This window comes from Nocardia sp. NPDC050799 (assembly GCF_040654015.1).
In the GTDB taxonomy this organism is placed as follows: Bacteria; Actinomycetota; Actinomycetes; order Mycobacteriales; family Mycobacteriaceae; genus Nocardia.
This window is the reverse complement of the sequence record NZ_JBFAHF010000006.1, coordinates 23,584-43,323: the sequence shown is the minus strand read 5'-3', so window position 1 is coordinate 43,323 and position 19,740 is coordinate 23,584. Positions and strand designations below refer to the sequence as shown.

General features: G+C 67.8%; 19 protein-coding genes. 7 read left to right on the top strand and 12 right to left on the bottom strand.

All coding sequences use genetic code 11. From position 1 onward, the window contains the following. Positions 1 to 35 precede the first annotated feature (35 nt). Positions 36 to 1,178: an acyl-CoA dehydrogenase family protein gene (locus AB0H42_RS08470; RefSeq protein ID WP_357051803.1), complete on the bottom strand. Its 1,143-nt coding sequence runs from the start codon at positions 1,176 to 1,178 to the stop codon at positions 36 to 38. Between the two features lie 92 nt (positions 1,179 to 1,270). On the opposite strand from AB0H42_RS08470, the gene AB0H42_RS08465 reads away from it, so the two are divergent. Genes AB0H42_RS08465 through AB0H42_RS08455 form a run of 3 tightly spaced genes read left to right on the top strand, consistent with a single transcriptional unit; the run spans position 1,271 to position 3,073 of the window. Further along, on the top strand, positions 1,271 to 1,651 hold the full coding sequence (locus AB0H42_RS08465) for a nuclear transport factor 2 family protein (RefSeq protein ID WP_357051801.1): 381 nt from the start codon (positions 1,271 to 1,273) through the stop codon (positions 1,649 to 1,651). Then, complete coding sequence (locus AB0H42_RS08460; RefSeq protein ID WP_357051798.1) at positions 1,648 to 2,019, top strand: hypothetical protein; 372 nt, start codon at positions 1,648 to 1,650, stop codon at positions 2,017 to 2,019. The genes AB0H42_RS08465 and AB0H42_RS08460 overlap by 4 nt, the downstream gene beginning before the upstream one ends. A 34-nt stretch (positions 2,020 to 2,053) precedes the next feature. After that, entirely contained in the window at positions 2,054 to 3,073 is a 1,020-nt protein-coding gene (locus tag AB0H42_RS08455; protein ID WP_357051795.1) for an NADP-dependent oxidoreductase, read from the top strand. Positions 3,074 to 3,088: 15 nt separating this feature from the next. Here the strand turns inward: AB0H42_RS08455 and AB0H42_RS08450 are convergent, their stop codons facing one another. From AB0H42_RS08450 to AB0H42_RS08430, 5 genes are read right to left on the bottom strand one after another with little or no spacing between them, the layout of a single operon-like run. Next, complete coding sequence (locus tag AB0H42_RS08450; RefSeq protein ID WP_357051792.1) at positions 3,089 to 3,862, bottom strand: MerR family transcriptional regulator; 774 nt, start codon at positions 3,860 to 3,862, stop codon at positions 3,089 to 3,091. Between the two features lie 56 nt (positions 3,863 to 3,918). Then, positions 3,919 to 5,424: an NAD(P)/FAD-dependent oxidoreductase gene (locus AB0H42_RS08445; RefSeq protein WP_357051789.1), complete on the bottom strand. Its 1,506-nt coding sequence runs from the start codon at positions 5,422 to 5,424 to the stop codon at positions 3,919 to 3,921. A gap of 11 nt (positions 5,425 to 5,435) precedes the next feature. Next, positions 5,436 to 6,359 carry a ferritin-like domain-containing protein gene (locus tag AB0H42_RS08440; protein WP_357051786.1) on the bottom strand — a complete coding sequence of 308 codons (924 nt, stop codon included), beginning with the start codon at positions 6,357 to 6,359 and terminating at the stop codon, positions 5,436 to 5,438. A 1-nt stretch (position 6,360) separates the two neighbouring features. Then, the gene (locus tag AB0H42_RS08435; RefSeq protein WP_357051783.1) at positions 6,361 to 7,254 is read right to left on the bottom strand and encodes an SDR family NAD(P)-dependent oxidoreductase; all 894 of its coding nucleotides are present in this window, start codon (positions 7,252 to 7,254) and stop codon (positions 6,361 to 6,363) included. Position 7,255: 1 nt separating this feature from the next. After that, a complete protein-coding gene (locus tag AB0H42_RS08430; protein ID WP_357051780.1) occupies positions 7,256 to 7,669 on the bottom strand; it encodes a hypothetical protein in 414 nt (137 codons plus the stop codon). Positions 7,670 to 7,783: 114 nt separating this feature from the next. Here AB0H42_RS08430 and AB0H42_RS08425 point away from each other — a divergent pair, with 114 nt between their 5' ends. Further along, positions 7,784 to 8,578, top strand: coding sequence for an SDR family oxidoreductase (locus AB0H42_RS08425; RefSeq protein ID WP_357051776.1), 795 nt, complete (start codon positions 7,784 to 7,786; stop codon positions 8,576 to 8,578). Positions 8,579 to 8,618: 40 nt separating this feature from the next. Here the strand turns inward: AB0H42_RS08425 and AB0H42_RS08420 are convergent, their stop codons facing one another. From AB0H42_RS08420 to AB0H42_RS08410, 3 genes are all read right to left on the bottom strand, one after another. Beyond that, entirely contained in the window at positions 8,619 to 10,724 is a 2,106-nt protein-coding gene (locus AB0H42_RS08420; RefSeq protein WP_357051772.1) for a neutral/alkaline ceramidase, read from the bottom strand. Between the two features lie 301 nt (positions 10,725 to 11,025). After that, entirely contained in the window at positions 11,026 to 12,315 is a 1,290-nt protein-coding gene (gene dinB, locus AB0H42_RS08415; RefSeq protein ID WP_357051769.1) for a DNA polymerase IV, read from the bottom strand. Positions 12,316 to 13,275: 960 nt separating this feature from the next. Next, positions 13,276 to 13,857: a helix-turn-helix domain-containing protein gene (locus tag AB0H42_RS08410; protein WP_357051766.1), complete on the bottom strand. Its 582-nt coding sequence runs from the start codon at positions 13,855 to 13,857 to the stop codon at positions 13,276 to 13,278. A 65-nt stretch (positions 13,858 to 13,922) separates the two neighbouring features. On the opposite strand from AB0H42_RS08410, the gene AB0H42_RS08405 reads away from it, so the two are divergent. Next, positions 13,923 to 14,318 (top strand): nuclear transport factor 2 family protein, encoded by a 396-nt coding sequence (locus tag AB0H42_RS08405; RefSeq protein ID WP_357051763.1) that lies wholly within the window; start codon positions 13,923 to 13,925, stop codon positions 14,316 to 14,318. 308 nt (positions 14,319 to 14,626) lie between these two features. Here AB0H42_RS08405 and AB0H42_RS08400 read toward each other — a convergent pair whose 3' ends face one another. After that, complete coding sequence (locus AB0H42_RS08400) at positions 14,627 to 15,088, bottom strand: nuclear transport factor 2 family protein (protein ID WP_357051760.1); 462 nt, start codon at positions 15,086 to 15,088, stop codon at positions 14,627 to 14,629. 142 nt (positions 15,089 to 15,230) lie between these two features. Here AB0H42_RS08400 and AB0H42_RS08395 point away from each other — a divergent pair, with 142 nt between their 5' ends. Beyond that, positions 15,231 to 15,410, top strand: a complete 180-nt coding sequence (locus AB0H42_RS08395) for a hypothetical protein (protein ID WP_357052295.1) — start codon at positions 15,231 to 15,233, stop codon at positions 15,408 to 15,410. Between the two features lie 278 nt (positions 15,411 to 15,688). Here the strand turns inward: AB0H42_RS08395 and AB0H42_RS08390 are convergent, their stop codons facing one another. Continuing rightward, positions 15,689 to 17,080, bottom strand: a complete 1,392-nt coding sequence (locus AB0H42_RS08390) for an MFS transporter (protein ID WP_357051757.1) — start codon at positions 17,078 to 17,080, stop codon at positions 15,689 to 15,691. 488 nt (positions 17,081 to 17,568) lie between these two features. Here AB0H42_RS08390 and AB0H42_RS08385 point away from each other — a divergent pair, with 488 nt between their 5' ends. Then, on the top strand, positions 17,569 to 18,747 hold the full coding sequence (locus AB0H42_RS08385) for a mandelate racemase/muconate lactonizing enzyme family protein (RefSeq protein ID WP_357051754.1): 1,179 nt from the start codon (positions 17,569 to 17,571) through the stop codon (positions 18,745 to 18,747). 127 nt (positions 18,748 to 18,874) lie between these two features. On the opposite strand, the gene AB0H42_RS08380 is transcribed toward AB0H42_RS08385, so the two are convergent. Continuing rightward, entirely contained in the window at positions 18,875 to 19,618 is a 744-nt protein-coding gene (locus AB0H42_RS08380; protein ID WP_357051751.1) for a thioredoxin domain-containing protein, read from the bottom strand. Positions 19,619 to 19,740 lie beyond the last annotated feature (122 nt).

The following is a 19,740-nucleotide window of genomic DNA, read 5'->3' as shown; positions in this document are numbered from 1 at the left end:
GCGTCAATACGGAATTCCGCGCCGGTCCGGGTCGTTCAGACACCGATCAGATCGGCGATGCGCACACGATGGGTGCGCGAATCACCTTGTGCTGCTTCGTTTCCGAGCGCGCGCCGGAAATAGGAGTGCACGGGATGCTCCCAGGTGAAGCCGACGCCGCCGTGCAACTGCACCGCTTCGGAGGCCGCGAGTACGGCCGCGTCGGTGCACACGGCACCCGCCACCGCCACGGCCAGTCGTGCCGAGTCGGGGTCCTCGGCGTACAGGGCGGCGGCATACCGGGACGCCGATCTCATGCGTTCCAGCTCGACCAGTAGATCGGCCAGCCGGTGTTTGACGGCCTGGAAGGAGCCGATCGGCCGCCCGAACTGCCGGCGTGTGCGGACGTAGTCGACCGTGAGATCCAGCAGGTGCTCGACGATGCCGGTGTTCTCGCAGGCCGTGGCGAGGGTGGCCAGATCGTGCAGTCGCGCGACGGCGGCGGGTGTCGATTCCGGCGTCGTCAGTGCGACGGCCGGGCAGTCGCGGACGGTGAGGTCGGCCTGCCTGCGGGTGGGGTCGAGGACCCGGCGTGGGCTACGGACGGCCTCCGGTCCGGGGCGCAGGGCGAAGAGGCGGCGGCCCGCGGGGGTATCCGCGGAGGCCACCACGATATCGGCGGTCTCGCCGCCCGGTAGATGGGTGACCGTGCCGTCGACGCGCCAGGCATCGGAAACGGATCGGGCCCGCAGCGCGTCGGTCGCCGGATCGAGGATGCCGACGGAGGCGAGCGATCGGCCGGCGAGTACCTCGGCGAAGAGTTCGGCGGTCTCCCCGGCGGCCGGCAGTAGCGCCTGAACGCCCAGTACCGCCGAGCTGGTCACGGGCTCGCAGACCAGGGCCCGGCCGCATTCCTCGAGGACGACGGCCAGCTCGGCAGTGCCGTAGCCCAGCCCGCCCTGCTCCTCCGGTACGGCGAGCGAGGTCACCGACATCTCGTCGACGAGACGTCGCCACAGCGGTTCGGAGTATCCGCTCGCGGACTCCGCCGCCGCGCGGACCTGGTCGATATCACTGTGCCTGGCGAGCAGCGCCCGCAGTGTTTCGCGCAGTTGTTCCTGTTCGGGCCTGGGCGTGAGGGCCGCCGGTTCCACCCGCGGCCAGGGAACTTCGACGGCGGCTGCTGAGGTCGGGGACATGATTCTCCGGTTGACTTGAGTTCAATTCGGCAAACCGAGCGTAGCGGTTCTCGGTCTCGACAAGAAGTGGTTTGCTGAACTAAGTTCATTTCATGAGTTACGTGATCGAGGAGTACTACGCGACTGTCGACAGCGGCGGCTTGCGGGACGCGGTGGCGTTGCTGGCCGAGGACGTGGACTTCACGATGGTTTTGCCGACCGGGGTGAAACGGGACCGCGGCCGCTCGGCCATGTTCGATTACCTCGGCGGCCGGCCGCCGGTGAAGCGCAAGCACGTGCTGCTGCGGGTGGCCGCCGACGGTGACGTGCAGTTCGCCCACGGCGCCGTCACCGAGAACGACACGGTGACCACCGGCTACTTCGTGGCCGCGATGCATCTGGACGCGGCGGGACTCATCGACCGGTATCAGGTCACGTTCAGCGCGGACTTCGCGCTCGTGGACCGGTCCTCGACCGAAGGAGAACAGCAATGACAACGGATGTGCCGGTGCTGGCCCGGTGGTTCGGTTATATGGATTCCGACGATCCGGATCGGGTGCTCGGCATGATCTCCGACGATTTCACCATGTCGGTGCAGTTCTCCAAGGGATCCGGGGAGAGCGCCGAATTCGTCGGGGACCGGGCGGGTCTGGTCGCCTACCTCGCCCAGCGTGAGAAGAGCACCCTGATCCATCACATCGACGTGGGCGCGGTGGTCGGCGAATACGAACTCGTGCTCGGTCGTACCACCCGTGCCGGGGAGTTCGAGGCGTCGTTCAACGCCACCGCCCAGCTCGACGCCACCGGCGCGGTGTGCCGGCTGCTCATCGCCCGGACACCCGAGGTCGCCTTCGCGCGCTGAGCGGCGCGGGCCCTTCCGACAAGGAGGACCACCGATGAATCGCCGGCTCTGCCTGGCCCGGCGCCCGGCCGGAAAGCTGAGCGTCACCGATCTCACGCTGATCGAGGAACCCGTTCCGGAACCCGGCCCGGACGAGATCCTGGTGCGCAACACCTGGCTGTCGATCGATCCGTCCATCCGCATCCGGCTCGCGGAAACCACACCCGACGGGTACCTGTCGCCGCTGCGGCCGGGTGAGGGGCTCACCGGTCTCGCGCTCGGTGTGGTCGCCGAGACCCGCCATCCGGACTATGCCGTCGGGGATCTGGTTTCCCACACCCTCGGCTACCGCGATTACGCGGTGGTGGGCGCCGGTGCGCAGACCATCGGCGGCTACGGCGCACCCACCCGGATCGACGCGGGGGACCTGCCGCCGCAATGGTTCCTCGGGCCGCTGGGCAGCGCCGGACTCACCGCCTATGTGGGACTGGTCGAGATCCTCGAGCTGACCGCGGCGGATACGCTGTGGGTGTCGTCGGCCGCCGGTTCGGTCGGCTCGCTCGCCGCGCAACTCGCGGTCTCGCGGGGCGCCACGGTGCTCGGCTCGGCGGGCAGCCCGGACAAGGTCGCCTACCTGCGTGACGAACTCGGCATCGCGGCCTTCGACTACCACGAACCCGCCCTCGCCGAATCGCTGGCGGCGCTCGCGCCCACCGGAATCGACGCGTATTTCGACAATGTCGGTGGTGGCCATCTGACCGCGGCGTTGGACGCGCTGCGCCCGCAGGGGCGGATCGCGCTGTGCGGTGCGGTGTCCGGTTACGACGGCGCCGCCCCGGCCGGGCCGCCGAACCTGTTCACCATGGTGGCGAAAGGTCTGCGCATGCGGGGTTTCCGGGCCGGATCTTTCAACCACCTCGAGGCGCCGATGCGCGCCGAGGTCGGTGCGCATCTCGCGGCCGGCCGGCTGGTCCACCGGGAATCGGTGTTCGAGGGGATCGAGCAGGCGGCGGCCGCCCTGGTGGCGATGCTGTCGGGCGCGACCACCGGTAAGACACTGTGCCGGCTGGCCTGAGGAATGCCGTGGTGCTCAGCGGTCGCGCTGGGCGCGGCCCATATTCCGTTCCCGTTCCCGTTCGGCCGCCGTGGCGAGATAGTCACCGAGTTCGCGGCGCAGGGTGGTGTCGAGCGACCGGGCCAGACTGGTGTGTACCGCGGCGACACCGAGCTCGCGCATCGTATTGAGCATGCGGGTGGTGGCGGCGATCTCGTCGTTGGAGTCCGGTAGCCAGCCGGGCCCGTGCTCGTCGACGATATGTTTCTTCGCCGCGTTGATGAGCAGCTCGCCGATATCGTCGATTCGCGTCGCGACCTCGGCGTACACCGAGATCAGCGTGCCCAGCTCCACCCCGTACTCGTGGAGTTCGGTGAACGAGGTGAGCAGCTGGGTATCGGTGATCACCACCGTCTCGCCGTCCACCCGGACCAGACCCATCCGGCCCAGCTGGGCCACCAGCTCCTCGGTCTGCTCACCGAGGATGGTGGCGAGTAGCTCCCGAGGGACCTCGAACGTCTCCTCCTCCGACCAGTTCGCGGTGACGGCGTGCTGTAGGCCCAGCACCTCGGTGAGGTCCTTACCGGTTTCCCAGCTGGTGATGAAATCGGCGATATGCGCGGTGGTGAAACCGCGCTGCAGCAGCGCGTCGATGAGGCGGAGCCGCTCGAGATGCGAATCGTCGTAGATACTGGCCCGGCCGTCGCGGTCGGCCGGGGGCGGCAACAGTCCGCGTTCCTGATAGGCACGGACATTGCGGGAGGTGGTGCCCGCGGCGCGGGCGAGATCATCGATCCGGTATCGCGCCATGAATCCGCACCTCCCTCGCCCGCCTGCGCCGGTGACTCCGGCTCGGGAATCCGAGTCTAGCCGCCGGCCAGGAGACCGATGCCACCGTCGGCACGGGCCACCATTGTGTAGTCGTCGAGATCGACCTCGCGCAACTGATTGCGGTACTGGGTGGCGAACCCCGGGTACATGGTCGCGTTGTACCCGTCCTCGGTCAAGTACCAGCTGCGGCAGCCCGAGTTCCAGGTGGTCGCGCCGAGCCTGCGCTGGATCGCCGCGTTGTCACGCTCCTGGCGCTCGCGGCGCACCTCGAGCATCCGCAGATCACGGTCGAGGATCAGGCCGATCGCCCGCACCAGATAGTCGATCTGCGCTTCCATGTACACCAGTGCCGAGTTGTGCCCCGGACCGGAATTGGGTCCGAAGGTGAGGAACAGGTTCGGATACCCCGAGACCGCGACACTGCGGTACGCGAACGCGCCGCGCTGCCATTCGTCGGCGAGCACCCGGCCGTCGCGACCGGTGATCGGGATCGGCGTCCCCGTTTTGGAGACCTCGAACCCGGTGGCGAACACGATGCAGTCGGCGCGATGCTCGATCCCCTCGGCGGTGCGGATACCGTCCGGGGCGATCCGGGCGATCGGCCAGGTGATCAGTTTGCAGTTCTCCCGTTGCAGCGCCGGGTAGTAGTCGTCGGTCATGAGCAGTCGTTTGCAGCCCGCCCGGAAATCGGGGGTGAGCTGCCGGCGCAGCCACGGATCGGCGACCTGCCGCCGCAATTGCGCTCGGCCGACCAGTTCGACCACCCGGGTCAGCGGGGTGTTCCAGACGACGCCGAGCGCCACTGACTCGTGTCCGTAGAACCACGCCTGCCGCGCGAAGGTCTGCGCGCCGGGAACGTGCCGGTAGAGCTCTTTGGCCAGGACGCCGGTGCGCCGGTTCACCCGGGGCAGGACCCAGCCGGGGGTGCGCTGGAAAACCTTCACCGAACCGGCCCGTTCCACCAGTTCCGGAATGATCTGCACCGCACTGGCTCCGGTACCGATCACCGCGACCCGTTTCCCGGCGAAATCGTAGTCGTGGTCCCAGCGGGCACTGTGGATCGTATGGCCGGCGAAGGAGTCGATACCCGGGATATCGGGGTAGCCGGGTTCGGTCAGCGGTCCGGACGCCAGCACCACCGCGCGGGCGCGGACTCCTCCGGAGCCCTCGACCGAGATCTCCCAGGTCCCGGTGGCCTCGTCGAATACCATTCCGGTGACGTTGTGCCGCAGCCGGATACGGGGTGCGATACCGGATTTCGCCACCATCGCGTCGATATAGCCCAGGATCTCACCGCTTCCGGAATAGGTGTGTGACCAGTCCGGATTGGGCGCGAAACTGTAGGAGTAGAGCCGGGAGGGAATATCGCAGGCCGCGCCGGGATAGGTATTGTCGCGCCAGGTTCCGCCGATGGCGTCACCGCGTTCGAACACCGCGAAATTCGTGATACCGCGGTCGCGGAGCCGGATGGCCGCGCCGATTCCGGCGAATCCCGCCCCGATCACGGCGACATCGAGCGGGGCTGTGCTGGTCGTGGTCATCTCTGTCCTCGTCATGCGGCGGGGGTGTAGGTGATTTCCTTCGACCAGCTCGGGTCCCTGCGCAGCAGCCGCCGCGGAATGGCCCCGGTGACCTTCACCAAGGTGTCCGCGAGCAGGTGATACGGGTGCCCCCGGTCGACGACCCAGTCACCGTGCCTCTTCACGATCTGGTACATCGGCAGCCGGCGCGCAAACTCGCTGCGCTCGCCCACCTTCCGGTAGCGCTCGAGCGCCGAGTACAGCTTCTTCTCATCCACTCCCAGCGCGACGATGTTGTCGCGCATCTTGTTCAGCAGCGGCATATAACTCATTACGCCGATCAGGAAGGTCGGTTTCACCCAGCCCCCGACCAGTTCGATGAGCAGGGTGCGCATCTCGGCATGGCCCAGCACATCCATCACCGCGAAATCAACTGCGAGGTGCCGGGATTCGTCGGCATTGATCCGGCGGAACGCCTCCTGGCACACCGGGTCCTCGATCTCGTCCATGATGAATTTGACGAGGGCGCCGTCCAGCGCCACCTCGAGCATCGGGATCACGGTTCCCAGGAACGACAGCGACATCTCGTCGGCGTACTTGTCCAGGAAATCGATGACCAGTTTGACGTTGATATTCGGTTGCGGGATCTCGTCACCCTCGAGCATGCCCCAGCGCCGCATCAACGCGAGTTCGGCATTGGCGTGCTTCTGTTCCTCGGCGTGGAAATAGCGGTAGATCTCCCGCAAGGTCTCGTCGGGAGCCTTCTTGGCCATGGCGGCGAATCCGCGCGCCCCCACGTTCTCGATCCACATCAGGTCCGACATGAACGGCTTCAGGCGCGCGTGTTGTTCCGGGGTGATCGTTTCGGTACCCGGCGCGTCCCAGTCGATATCGGCCAGTGCCCACTGGCGGTCCTTGATCTTGTCGAGCATGTCCTGGAAGTCCATGGTCGCCATATCAGACTCCTGTTCTCTGGGTGGTGGTCGGTGTGGCAGGCGCGTCCTGCGGCAACAGCCGCTCGAGCAGGCCCGCCACCGTGGTGTACGGTCCGGGAAAAGCGCGCTTGAGCAGCCAGATCAGCTGGGCGTCGGGCTGGGGGAGGACATGCAGCCGGCCGCGGTCGTGCGCGTCGAGGGTGATGCGGGCGACGCGCTCGGGGGCGAAGCCGGTCCAGCGCATCAGGGTGTCGGCGAGATCGCGCGAACCCGAGGTGATGCGCCCGTCCCGGGCGACATTGGTCCGGACGAAGGTGGGGCAGAGTACGGTGACCGCGATATCGGTGCCGCTGAATTCCGCGGCCATCGTCTCCGACAGGGCGAGCACTCCGGCCTTCGACGTGTTGTAGACCGCCATCGAGGGCGCGGCCGCGAATCCGGCGGCCGAGGCCACATTGATGATGCCGCCGCGGCCGGCGGCCCGCAGCCGGGGCGCGAAGATCTCGCATCCGTGCACTACGCCCCACAGGTTGATACCGAGCGCCCACTCCCAGTCGCCGAATCCGATCGCGCCGACCGGTTTCCCGCCGATTCCGACGCCGGCGTTGTTGACCACCAGCGAGACCGGACCGTCGAATACCGAGTCGGCGAACCGGGCAAGGATCTCCACGTCCTCCCGGCGGGCGACATCGCAGCGGAAAGCGTGGGCGGCGCCGGGGTGTTCGCGTTCGATGAGGGCCACCGTTTCCGCGGCGCGGCTCTCGTCGATATCGGCGCAGACGATCTGTCCGCCCCGGGCGGCCAGATCGCGGGCCAGGGCGCGGCCGATTCCGCTCCCGGCGCCGGTGACCACCGCGCGGGCGCCATAGGTGCGGCCCGAACTGCCGAACGGCAGGAGATTGCGCAGGGCTGTCATCTCAGCTCACTTTCCGTGGGGTCCCGACCGTTGATGCCGCGCAGAGGAATTCGGCGGCCCGGCCCAGGGCGGCGTCGGCCTCGGGAGCCAGGCGCGGCAGTGCCTGGAACACGTGCACCTGGCCCGGCCAGATGTCGAGCGTGCAGTCTCCGCCCGCGGTCCGGACCATCGTGTGCAGGTGCCGGGCGCCGCCGCTGAGCATCTCGGCGCCGCCGGCCTGGACCGGCAGCGGCGGTAACGCGGTGCCGGCCGCGACGGTGAGCCGCAGCCGTGGGGTGTCGTCGGGGTGCCCGCTGGTGTAGACCCAGGGGAGCCGGCGGGGACCACCGTATTCCGCCGCGGTGGCGGCCGGCCGTGAACGCGGGGAGGGCGTCCGCGGTACAGCGGAGCGCGAGGTCCTCGTCGACCCAGTCATGCGTTCAGAATCATTCATCAATGTGCCATTTGTCAATGGCAGAATAATCGGCCCGCCGAGGGGAACCCGCGTGGCACCCCCGGCCGGTACGTGGTGGTGCGGCACGATGAGGGGATGGACATCGACCTCTCCGGACGGCACGCACTGGTCACGGGTTCCAGCCAGGGCATCGGCCTGGCCATCGCCACCGCGCTGGCGCGGGCCGGTGCGTCGGTGATTGTCAACGGGCGCGGGCCGGACAAAACCGAAGCGGCCCGCACCCGCATTCTGGGGGAAGTGCCCGGGGCCTCGGTGCGCGCCGTCGCCGCCGACCTGTCCTCCGCGGTGGGGGCCGGAATACTGCGGGAGAAGGTCCCCGAGTTGGACATCCTCATCAACAATCTCGGAATTTTCGAGGCGAAACCGGTACTCGAGATCGACGACGACGACTGGCGGCGCTACTTCGAGGTGAATGTGCTGTCCGCCATCCGGCTCATCCGAATGTATCTGCCCGGCATGATGCAGCAGGGTTTCGGTCGCGTCATGAACATTGCCAGCGATTCGGCGGTGGTGACCCCGCTCGAAATGGTGCACTATGGCACCACGAAAACCGCGCTGCTCGCCGTCACCCGCGGATATGCGAAAGCCGCGGCGGGTACCGGGGTCACCGTCAATTCCGTGCTGGCGGGTCCGACCCATACACCCGGCGTCGAGGATTTCGTCCGCGACCTGGTCGGCTCCGAACTGCCCTGGGAGGAGGCCCAGCACCGCTTCATGCAGGAGCATCGCCCGCATTCGCTGATCCAGCGACTGATCGAACCCGCCGAGATCGGCAATATGGTGGTCTACCTCGCCTCGGATCAGGCCTCCGCCACGACCGGGGGCGCCGTCCGTGTGGACGGCGGCTACATCGATTCCATCCTGCCCTGATCGGGCCGCTCGATCGCTGTGCCGCGGCGGTCGAGCGGTATCAGGCGATGTCGAATTCGGTACTGGTCCCCACAATCGGCTCCAGGCGGCCGCCGGGCGTGAGCCGATCGGCGAAGTGCACGAAACGATGACGTCCCGGTGCGGCATCGGCGGGGATATCCCAGGTGAAGGATGCCACCGAGGTCCCCGGGCCGCGTGTGCTCCAGTGGAAACGCACGGCCCATTCGCCCTCGTTCGCGACCCGCATCCACGTCCCGTCCACCCGCCGCTGCACCTCGAGGAAGGTGCCGTTGCGGCGGGGGTTGTGTCTCGGGTGGGCGGAGACGAATTCCACCTCCGCCCGGGCACCGCGGGTGTAGTGCGCGGCCGGCGGGGTGAGCGTCGCGCCGAAGTCGTGTCCCGGGAGGGCGGTATCGGGACCGGGGGCGGGGACGAAGTCGGGTTGCAAATGCGAGAGGTCGCGCGGGGCCGGGCCCCGGTCGACGGCCGCGCCGGTGGCCAGCGCGGTGGCCAGCCGCGTGAACTCCTGCTGATAGGCGGGCAGCGTGTACCGGCCGAACAGGGTGGACGCGCCCTCGTACTGCTGCGCGTCGTATTCCTCCGGGGTGGTGACGTATTCGTGGTAGGCGTTGGCGTACCCCTGCAGCAGTACCTGATCCAGTCCGACCCCGAGGGCCGCCGCCACCGCCCGGCGCACCCGCAGGCCGGCCACGATGGTGAACTCACCACCGGCCGCCGCCAGATACAACTCGCCGAGGCGGACGATCTGGATCGGCACCACACTGGGCACCCACGGTGCCGGCGGCAGCAGATCGAACGGCACCGCGATCGCCTTGGGCGCCTGGGCATCGGCGAGCCAGCCGGGTGCGGGCTGATGCGGGTCGCCGAGGAAGTCGAGGAAGGGGTTGCGCACGCCCTCCGGAATCGGGCCGCCCGGCAGCCCCGGGCCGTCCTCGACACTCCCGGCGAGCAACGACACACCCGCGGCAGGCGGTGCGGTGCGTCGGGCGGCGCCGTCGGGCGTGAACCGTCCGTCGACCGCTATATCGGACAGGTCGATATAGCAGAACACCGACCCCACCGGCCCGTTCATGGGGCTCGCGGACGCGAACGCCGCGCGGGCGGCGTCGTGCTGGCGCTCACCGAGGATGCGGGTGTTGTCGAATTCGTTGCCGGTCGGACCCGAACCGGGCCGCAGATCCAGATTGGGCGACATATCACCGGCATTGGTCTGGGCGAAGGCGGCGACGTAACCCGGTGCGCCGTCGAGATAGCGCACGCCGTGGTCGGTGTGCTCGCAGGCGAATGCTGCGTAACCCTTGTTGTCCGAGCTGATCAGCCGGTTCTTGTTCGTCATCGAGGTGTTGTGAGTGGCGAACCAGGTGATCGCGCCGACCTCTTCGCCGCCCTTGCCGATCGATACCGTGGTGACCGCCGGATCGATGGCGTCCGGGAAGTGCGTCCGGTCCGCGGCGGGGTTGCGGTCGAAGGCGACCCGGGACCGGTTGACGCTGGCGTTGTGCAATTCGGCGCGGCCGAGGGCGAGCGTGCCGGGGGAGAGGTCGGCGTGCGCGGCCGCGATGGCTTCGACGAGACCGGTCACCTCGGCGTCGTACACCTGCTGCTTGAACCCGAGAATCGACAGGTTGTAGGCGTAGTCGTGGGCGGCCCCGCCGCAGACGGCGTGCGAATGTGTCGATGTGAGCAGGACATTGCGTTCGGTGTACAGCTCGCCGAAACGGCGGCCCAGTTCGGTGAGCACGCCGCGGTGCACCGATTGGAAGATCATCGCGTTCTCGGCGACGGCGAAGACGACCCGCGCAGATCCGGAGGCGAAGACGAACGCGCGGGCGCGAGGACGCAGGTGGATGCCCGCGGTGGTCTGATCCTGCTGGGAGTAGCCCATCATGCCGCATTCCGCGGCGGGGCCGGTGATATCGGAGATTCCCAGACCCACGAGATAGCCGCCGGGCGCGGCCTGTGCGGTGGCGGCGAGCCGCTCGCCGAGACCCGGCGCGGTCGCGGTGAGTGCGCCCAGCGCGACCGTTCCGGCCGCCGCTCCCGCCAGTACCGTGCGACGGGGGAGCGCCGCCTGCTCGGAATCCGTGGGTCGCGCCGCGGCACGTGTTTCGGAGGTTGCCACCATCGAGGAGTCCTTCCTGCTCGACTGGCAGCGAACCACACTGTTGAACAAACGTCCAGATGTGGCCCGGCCGGTCGCGGCCTCGAATGCGCACCGCGCCCGATGCTCTCGGCGAGTAGTGGTCGCGTCCGGCTCGAACGGCTGCGGTCGCGTCCGGCTCGAACGGCAGTGGTCGCGTCCGGCTCGAACGGCAGTGGTCGCGTCCGGCTCGAACGACTGCGGCCCCTCTGGTCGGTACGGCAGTGGTCCTGTCCGGTCCGAAGGGCAGCGGCACCGCGTCGGGCCGATCGACGATCCGCACGGGTCAGTCCGGGAGCATGGGCACCGATAGACCCTCGCCGTGCCGCAGGAGCGCGGCGCGGGTGACCGCCCCGGAGCCGAACCGGGTGCGGAGTGCGTCCAGGGTGGTGTCCAGCGCCGGTGTGGGCCCCTGGTCGAACGGCAGGGTGAGTTGCCGGGGGTCGGCGTTCTCCAGATTCGTCAATGCCAGCCCGATCAGGGTGAGGCCGCGTGCGGTGATCAGCGGCATCGCCTCGGTCAACAGGCCCCGGGCGGCCGCCAGGATCGTTTCGGTGTGGTCGGTGGCCGCGGGCAGGGTGTGCGACCGGGTGGCGCGGGTGAAATCGTCGAACCGCATCCGCAGCACCACCGTGCGGCAGCACCGCTGGGCGGCCCGTAGCCGGCGGCCGAGCCGGTCGGTGAGGCCGTGCAGATATGCCTCGATCTCCGCGGGCGGGTGCGGCCGGCGGCCGAGTGCGCGCTGCGCGCCGAGGGATCGCCGCCGCCGCCCCGTCTCCACCCGGCGTGGATCGCGCGCCCAGGACAGTGCGTGCAGATGCCGGGCCGCGGCCGCGCCGACGATCGGCCGCAGCCCCGCTTCGCCCAGCTCCGCCAACTGTCCGACCCGCTCGATACCGTGTGCGTGCAGGGCACGTTCGGTCACCGGGCCCACACCCCACAGCCGGTGCACCGGCAGCGGATGCAGGAACTCGAGCTCCTCGGCCGGTTCCACCCGCAGCAACCCGTCCGGTTTCGCGACCGCGCTGGCCACCTTGGCCAGGAACTTGGTCCCCGCGATGCCGACCGAGATCGGCAGTCCGAGCTCCCGCCGGACCCGCGTCCGCAGATCGGCGGCGATGGCCTCCGGTTCACCCTTGATCCGGCGCAGTCCCGCGACATCGAGAAACGCCTCGTCGATCGATATTCCTTCCACGATCGGGGTGGTATCGGCGAAGATTTCGAACACCGAGCGGCTGGCCTCGGCATAGACCGACATCCGCGGCGGGACCACCGTGGCGTCCGGGCACAGGCTCAATGCCCTGCCGATGTTCATCGGCGTGCGGACGCCCACGGCCTTGGCCTCGTAACTGGCGGCCAGGACAACTCCGCCGCCCACGAGGACCGGTCTGCCGCGCAGCCGCGGCTGATCCCGTTGCTCCACCGAGGCATAGAAGGAGTCCAGGTCCGCGTGCAGGATCGACGCGTGATCCCGGGCGGCGATCCGCGGCCGCCGGGCGGGCGGTGAGGGCGGCGCGGTCTCCGCCGGATCCTCGGGCGGCCCCGGCGCGGGTGATCCCCGGCCGTATTCGAACATATGTTCACACTAGCAGTGGGGTGCGGTTCCCCCCGAGGGGATCGGCTGTTGTGGAGACAGACTCTCGTTGTCGCATGCAGGTCATGCATGACACCGGCGGGGGTCGGTCTGGATTACTACCCGGGGCGCAGCTCTCGAGGCAGTTCGTGCACTTCGACCATTGATTTCCTCGTCTCCCGAGCGGTGACATCCTGAGTAATCAACCTGAGGAACGCGGCCTGCGCACCCGCCTCGGCTACGGCCCCCTGGTCCGCGCCTCGTGCGGTGTCTCCACCCTCTGGCGCTACCCGGACGACGCGGAACCGCTGTGCGATGGCCAGACCGTCTATCCCGACCATATCGCCGCCCAGGTCACCGCGGTCGCAGTACTCGCCACTACACCCGGGTCGAACACGACCGACTCCCTATGAGCCTGCCCGCCGCCGCCCCGCGCGGCCGTGTTCTCCGGTATCGCCGACCCCCTACCCGCCAGGCATCACTCGCAGGCGAACACATCCGGGAGGTCTGCGCCGAACTCGGCATGGACAGCACTGAGATTGACGCGTTGGTGGACTCCGGGGGACTTCAGCCCCTGGCGATGACTCCGGCGGATCAGAAACCTGGCTGACGCCGAGCGACCTCCGGGGTCAGCATCAGGGTTGCTGACCAAGAGTTGCGTGTTTGAAGAGGAAGGTTGCCGACGAGGCACCCGCGCCGAGCTCGTGATCATCGGCCGACGGTCTCGAACGCGAAGATCCGCAACTCACATCCGGTGGTTCGCCACCATGGAGATTACGGGTCCAGTAGCCCGTCCGTGGTCGTCGAGGATATGGACGAGTTGCTCTACGATCCGCATGACGACCGCGCGATCTGCTACCCGGGCGTCCGGGAGGAGCTTCTCCGGCGTGGGCACTGGTGCCGTGGCTGCGTCCATGGATAGAGGACGACAGCATGCGCTGAGTGACCGGCCGACCGGAGACATCAAGCGCGGTCCGCGTCGGCCGACCGTGATGCCAAGCCACTGCGTAGCAATGCCACCAAGTGGTGCGCGTGCTCGCCGTCGGCGCCGGTGGCGAGGGCCAAGCCGGTGGCCAGTGTCAGCACGTCGGTCGTGGTGACATCCGGTCGCAGCGCCGTCCGGGCGCGTTCCACCAGGACACCGGCCGCGGCAGTTATCGAGGTGTGCCATTCCGCGAACAGCGGCGTGTGGCGGTCGCCGGGGCCGGCGGACGCGGCAAGCGCGAGTGGACGCTTCGTCGCTACGTGTACGACGAACTTGTCGAGCCAGGTGAAAAGCGCATCGAGAGGTGGTTCCGAACCGGCCGGCTCCGTACCACAGCGACACAGGTCGGCGATCTCGTCGCGGTAGACGGCGACGAGTAGGTCGGCACGGGTCGGGAAGTGGCGGTACAGCGTGGCGTTTCCGACACCAGCGCGCCGCGCGATCTCGTCGAGTGCGACTTCGGGGCCCGCCTCGGTGATGAGCTCTCGAGCTGCGGCGAGCAGGCGCGCCGTATTGCGGGATGCGTCGGCTCTGAGGCCGGGCTTGCTATTCGGGGACATCCCCGTTTATGGTACCGGCAGAACCGGGGTCATCCCCGTTTCGAGGGCTGGAGGGCAGAACCATGTTGACCGCCGACGACCGGTTCGCCATCACGGAACTGATCAACTCGCACGGGCATCTGACCGACTGCGGCGACTTCGAAGGGTTGCAGGCGCTGTTCACCGAGGACATCGTCTACGACGTGAGCGCTTTGGGCGGCGGTGTCCTGGTCGGACCGGAGTCGATCCGCGAGGCCGCCTTGTCGTTGGGCGACGCGAATCCGGTAGCCCATCACGTCACGAACATCGTGTTCACCGAAGCCTACGATGGAACAGCTCGCACAATGTCCAAAGGCCTCGGCATCATGGCGGACGGGGCCGTCGGCAGCGCCACCTACGAGGACACCTTCGAACGAACCGCATCGGGCTGGCGACTCGCCCATCGGATCGTTCGGCCGCGCCGTGTGCCGCTGCAACCATGACCGCGACACGATGACTACCATACGGACATTTGCCGCCCGCCGACCTCGGGCCGTGATCGCCACCGGTTGTCACCATCTCGTCCGGCCGCTGGCGCCGCGAGGTCCGGCAGCCGGACAGCGCCGGCGGATCGGTACCGCGTGGTCGTTCGGTGCGGGTGTGACCGCGGTGGACGCCGCGAAACCGGTCAGCCCTTCATCAGGTCGCGGTGGTCGGGTGTTGCGTCCACCGGTTGAACCTGAGCAGAACCCGAGCCTGTTGGTCGGAGATCCGTTGCGTCGCGCCACTTCCCGGCTCGGTTCGGACGACCTTAGTCGACGTGGGCGAACTCTTCGAAAGACTCGACCGCCGAGGCATGAGCGGCGACGACCCGCCAGCCACGCGAGTCGTCGTGCGCCCAGGCGCGGGTATAGCGCATCCTGGCTGCGAATGGTGATCCATGAACGCTGCCCTCGACGACGCCGAGGAACCAAGTGACCCCGGTCGGCCCTTCCACGAGTACCGTCAGCTGTTCTTCCTCGAGCTTGCTCACGATCTGAGCCTCAGTGCGGTGCAGCTCGAGATCATCGGCCTTGGTGAACGTGTCCGAGCCGAAAGTGAAGATCAGCCGGTCATCCAGCAACTCATCCAGCGCCTGGACATCCCCTGCCAGCTGTGCAGCCTGGAGTCGCCGCTCAGCCTCCCGCAAGTCATTCTCCATGGCACCCAGCATGCCAGATGCCGGCTGAGTGCCGGTCCGGTCCTCGCGCTTCGCTGACAGCAGATCTACCACCTCGCGCGGATTCCGGATCCGACAATCACCACTGCGCCGTCGACCCTCTGCCCCGCCTGAGTGACGCTACATTTTCGGATGCGTCGCGGACAACGCTCCGCCCATTTTCCCTTTGCCGGAGGCGAGGCGGACGGCGTCCACGATGACCGCGTTCGGCATCTCGATTCCTTTCGGCGACTGCGGGCCGGGGATCGGCCCGCATGCCCGGCGCACCGCCGGACGCGGACGAACTGGCCTGGTCCGGCGGCCGGGCGAATCTCCAGATATCTATCACCATCAGGTTTTTGGTCAACGGCGGGTCGACGCGAGCGATCTTTGGTGAGCCGATCACCGGCGTGCTTATGATGCGGGCACGGGTTCGCGTGCCGCTCCCGGCCGAGTATGCGTCCGACGCTTTGTTCTCGGCCGCAAATCGTCGAGGCTGCCGAATCCGCTGCGGTCGCGCGGGCGAAGCCGATGAGTTCCTGTCGCGCGCCGGGGGCTTCGGCGCAGTCGGCATCGACCGCCTTCACGCGCGTACCACCCGATGTGCGGTCGGGTGGTACGCGTCTCTGCGGTCGACTGCCCAGGGGCGCACGTCCTGTGTCGGCGCCCGGGGTGTTACGTGGCGGCCGGTTGGTAATCCGGCAGTTCGACGCGTTTGATCTCGCGGACGATGACGAGGTAGCTGACAACGGCCATGGCCGCGCACAGGCTGACGAAGGCGAGAGCGAGGTCGAAGGAGCCGGTGGCATCGAGGATGAAGCCGATGACGAGCGGGGTGACGATGCCGGCGACGGCGCCGAAGGTGTTGAACACGCCGCCCGCGAGACCGGCGATCTGCCTGGGTGCCACGTCCGACATGACCGCCCAGCCCAGGGCTCCGAGGCCCTTGCCGAAGAATGCCACGGACATGATCAGGACCACCAGCCAGGAGGCGGTGACGTAGTTGCAAACGATGATGCTGGTGGACAGGAGCAGGCCGACGACGATGGGGATCTTCCGGGCGGCGGTGAGGCCGACGCCGCGCTGCGCGAGGCGGTCGGAGAGCCAGCCGCCCAGAACTCCGCCGCCGAATCCGCACAGTGCGGGCAGTGAGGCCACGAAGCCGACCTCGAGAATGCTCATCCCGCGTTCCTGAACCAGATACACCGGGAACCAGGTCAGGAAGAACCAGGTAATGGTGTTGATGAAGTACTGACCGACGAAGACACCCAGGGTGGTGCGGTTTTTCAGCAGGGTCCCGATATGGCGGAGGTTCTGCTTACCGGAGGTGGCCTCTTTGGTCTGCCGCTGCTGTTCGGCGGTGGGGGCATCCAGGTCCACCAGGGCGCCGCCCGCGGAGATGTAGTCCAGTTCGGCCTTCTGCACCCGGGGGTGGCTGCGGGGCGCGTAGATGACCTTCGTCCAAACGATGGCCAGGACCACGCCGATACCGCCGACGACAGTGAAGACATGCTCCCAGCCCATGGCGGTGACCAACCAGCCCATCAACGGGGCGAAGGCTACGGTGGCGAAGTACTGGGCGGAGTTGAACAGCGCGGAAGCGAAACCGCGTTCCTTGGTGGGGAACCAGGCCGCCACGATACGTGAATTGCCGGGGAACGACGGCGCCTCGGCGAGACCGACCGCGAAGCGCAGGATGAACAGCAGGAAGATCGCCGCTCCGGCGAAGAAGCCGATGGCGCCCTGCATCATTGTGAACACCGACCAGAGGAAGATCGCCAGTCCGTAGACCTTCTTCGACCCGAAACGGTCCAGTAGCCAGCCGCCGGGTATCTGGGCGATCAGATAGGACCAGGAGAAAGCAGAGAACAGCAGACCCAGCTCGCTGGAGCTGATGTGTAGCTGCTCCTGCATGGAGTCACCGGCGATGGAGAGCGTGGACCGGTCCGCGTAGTTGATCGTGGTGACCAGGAAGAGCATCGCCAGGATCAGATACCTGGTGCGGCCGGCTTTCGCGGCGGCCGTTGTCACGGCCTCCGCCGGTTCATCCTGACTGAGTGTGTGCATGGTCGATCTCCTGGACCTATGTGATGCGGGCTGTGCTGCCGCATGTGGTCTGAGCCACAGAACGATGGCTGCGTTCGACCGTAAGTAACACACCGATTCAGGTCCAGGTCGATTTTTATTGCCTGCGATACCTAATTTGTATAGTTACGCGGCGGGGTATTGATGCTCTTATTGAATCGCGACATCCAATTTCTGTGTTGGACGTGGATCACACCACCCGCATACCGTCAGTGGCATGCAACACAGCGGACCAGCGGCGCCACCACCGTCGCGGTGGTAGAAGGGCCGTAGCGAACTCGCACAACGGTACGGTCCTTGCGCGACCGTCGGCTCGACCGGGGGACCACAGATTCCCTCGACCTGCCGATCTCCCCGTCGACTCCCGGGGAATCGCGCCGCAGCCCAGCGGCTCCCGGGCGGCCACGACCTGCCTTACGGCCTCCAAGCGCCCTCCCACGAATTCAGACACGTCTACATGAGGACACGAAGTGACGACCACGACGAACACTGCGCGCACACTCGCGGCCGCCGGCCCGGCAACCCTCGACCGGATCGCTCGGCTGCGCCTTTCCTCGGTGACGTTGCCGCTGGCGACGCCGATCAGCGACGCGAAAGTCTTCACCGGCCGGCAGAAGCCGATGACCGAGGTCGCCTTCCTGTTCGTCGAAATCGAGACCGAACAAGGCTACGAGGGCGTCGGGTTCAGCTACTCCAAACGCGCCGGCGGTCCCGGCCAGTTCGCCCATGCCAAGGAGATCGCCGAGAACCTCCTGGGCGAGGATCCCAGCGATATCGGCAAGATCTGGACCAAGCTCGTGTGGGCCGGCGCGTCGGTGGGCCGCAGCGGCCTGGCCACCCAGGCCATCGCGGCGTTCGACGTCGCGCTGTGGGATCTGAAGGCCAAGCGCGCCGGTCTACCGCTGGCCAAGCTGCTCGGCGCGCACCGCGACTCGGTCCGTTGCTACAACACCTCGGGCGGGTTCTTGCACACCCCGACCGAGCAGGTGCTGGAAAACGCCGCCGCCTCGCTGGCCAGCGGAATCGGCGGGATCAAGATCAAAGTCGGTCATCCCGACGGCACATACGACCTGACCCGATTGGCCGCGGTGCGGGCGCATATCGGCGACGATGTCCCGCTGATGGTCGACGCGAACCAGCAATGGGACCGGCCCACCGCTCAGCGTATGGGCCGGGCCATGGAGGAATACCACCTCGACTGGATCGAGGAACCGCTCGACGCCTACGACGCGAAGGGGCACGCGGCACTCGCCGCCTCGCTGGACACCCCCATCGCCACCGGGGAAATGCTCGCCAGCGTGGCCGAGCACAAAGAGCTCATCCGGCTCGGCGCGGCCGACATCATCCAGCCCGACGCGCCCCGTATCGGCGGCATCACCCAGTTCCTCAAGCTCGCCGCCCTCGCCGAAAACGAGAACCTGCAGCTGGCCCCCCACTTCGCCATGGAGATCCACCTCCACCTCGCCGCGGCCTACCCGATCGAGCCCTGGGTGGAACACTTCGACTGGCTGGAGCCGCTGTTCAACGAGAGCCTGGAGATCCGCGAGGGCCGCATGTATGTTTCCGCCCGTCCCGGGCTCGGCTTCACTCTCAGTGAGCAGGCACGGGCCTGGACGGTAGCCGAACACGAGTTCACCTCTCGGCCGTGATCGTGGTGGCCGGCCGGACTGCCGAGCGGTCCGGTGCGTGGAGTTCCGGGCCACCGGACCGCGGGCCGAGGATGGGTCGGCGCCGCGTCCGGTGGATCGAGCCGAATCCGCCGCGGCGGATGCCGGGTCAGGAGCCGATCGCGCCGGGAAGCTGCCCGGGGTCGATCGGCGTGCCGTCGACGAAGATCGACGGTGTCGACTGGATTCCGCTGTCGAGAACCTCCAGAGTGCGGGCCCGGACGAATTTGCGGTAGGTCTGGTCTGTCACGCAGCGGGCGAATTCCGGATCCGAGTAGCCGACGCCCTCGGCGATTTCGACGATCGTGTTGTCGGGCAGGCCGTCACCGCCTTCCGCGGGCTGGTGCTCGAACATGGTCCGCAACCAGCTCGGGTAACCGGTGGGATCGGATTCGGCGGCGCAGAACGAGGCGTTGGCGGCCCGGCTCGAATACTCGGTGGACGAGGCGTGGTCGAGGAAAGCGATGATGTCGTACTCGACCGCCACCGTCCCCGCGTTCACCGCGTCGGTCAGCAGCGATCCATAGCTCGCCTCGAAGCGCTGACAGGCCGGGCACTGCAGGTCGGCGACCACTCGGACAATCCGCGCTGCGGACGGTGTGCCGATCCTGATCGCGCCGGACCCGGTGATACTCGTGGTGACGCCGGCCGGGTCGGCGCCCGCTTGCGCGGCGATGGCCGGAGTCGGCCCGGGGTCGTCGCGCTCTGCCTTCTGCAGCGCCACATTGATTCCGATGGCCGCGATGAGCCCGATCAATACCGCGGCCACCGCCAGCTGGACGAGGATCCGGCGGGTGCGGTCCACCTGCCGTACCGAGGACAGCGAGTTCTTGTGCTTCGTTGGTTTGTGCACGCGAGTTCCTTGCCTTGACGTGGTTGGGTTGAGGGGGTTTGCCGTCCGAGCCACCACGTGGCGGCCGAACCGCATGGCGGACAACCGAGATCGGATGTCCACCATGCGCGGTCCCGCCGGAG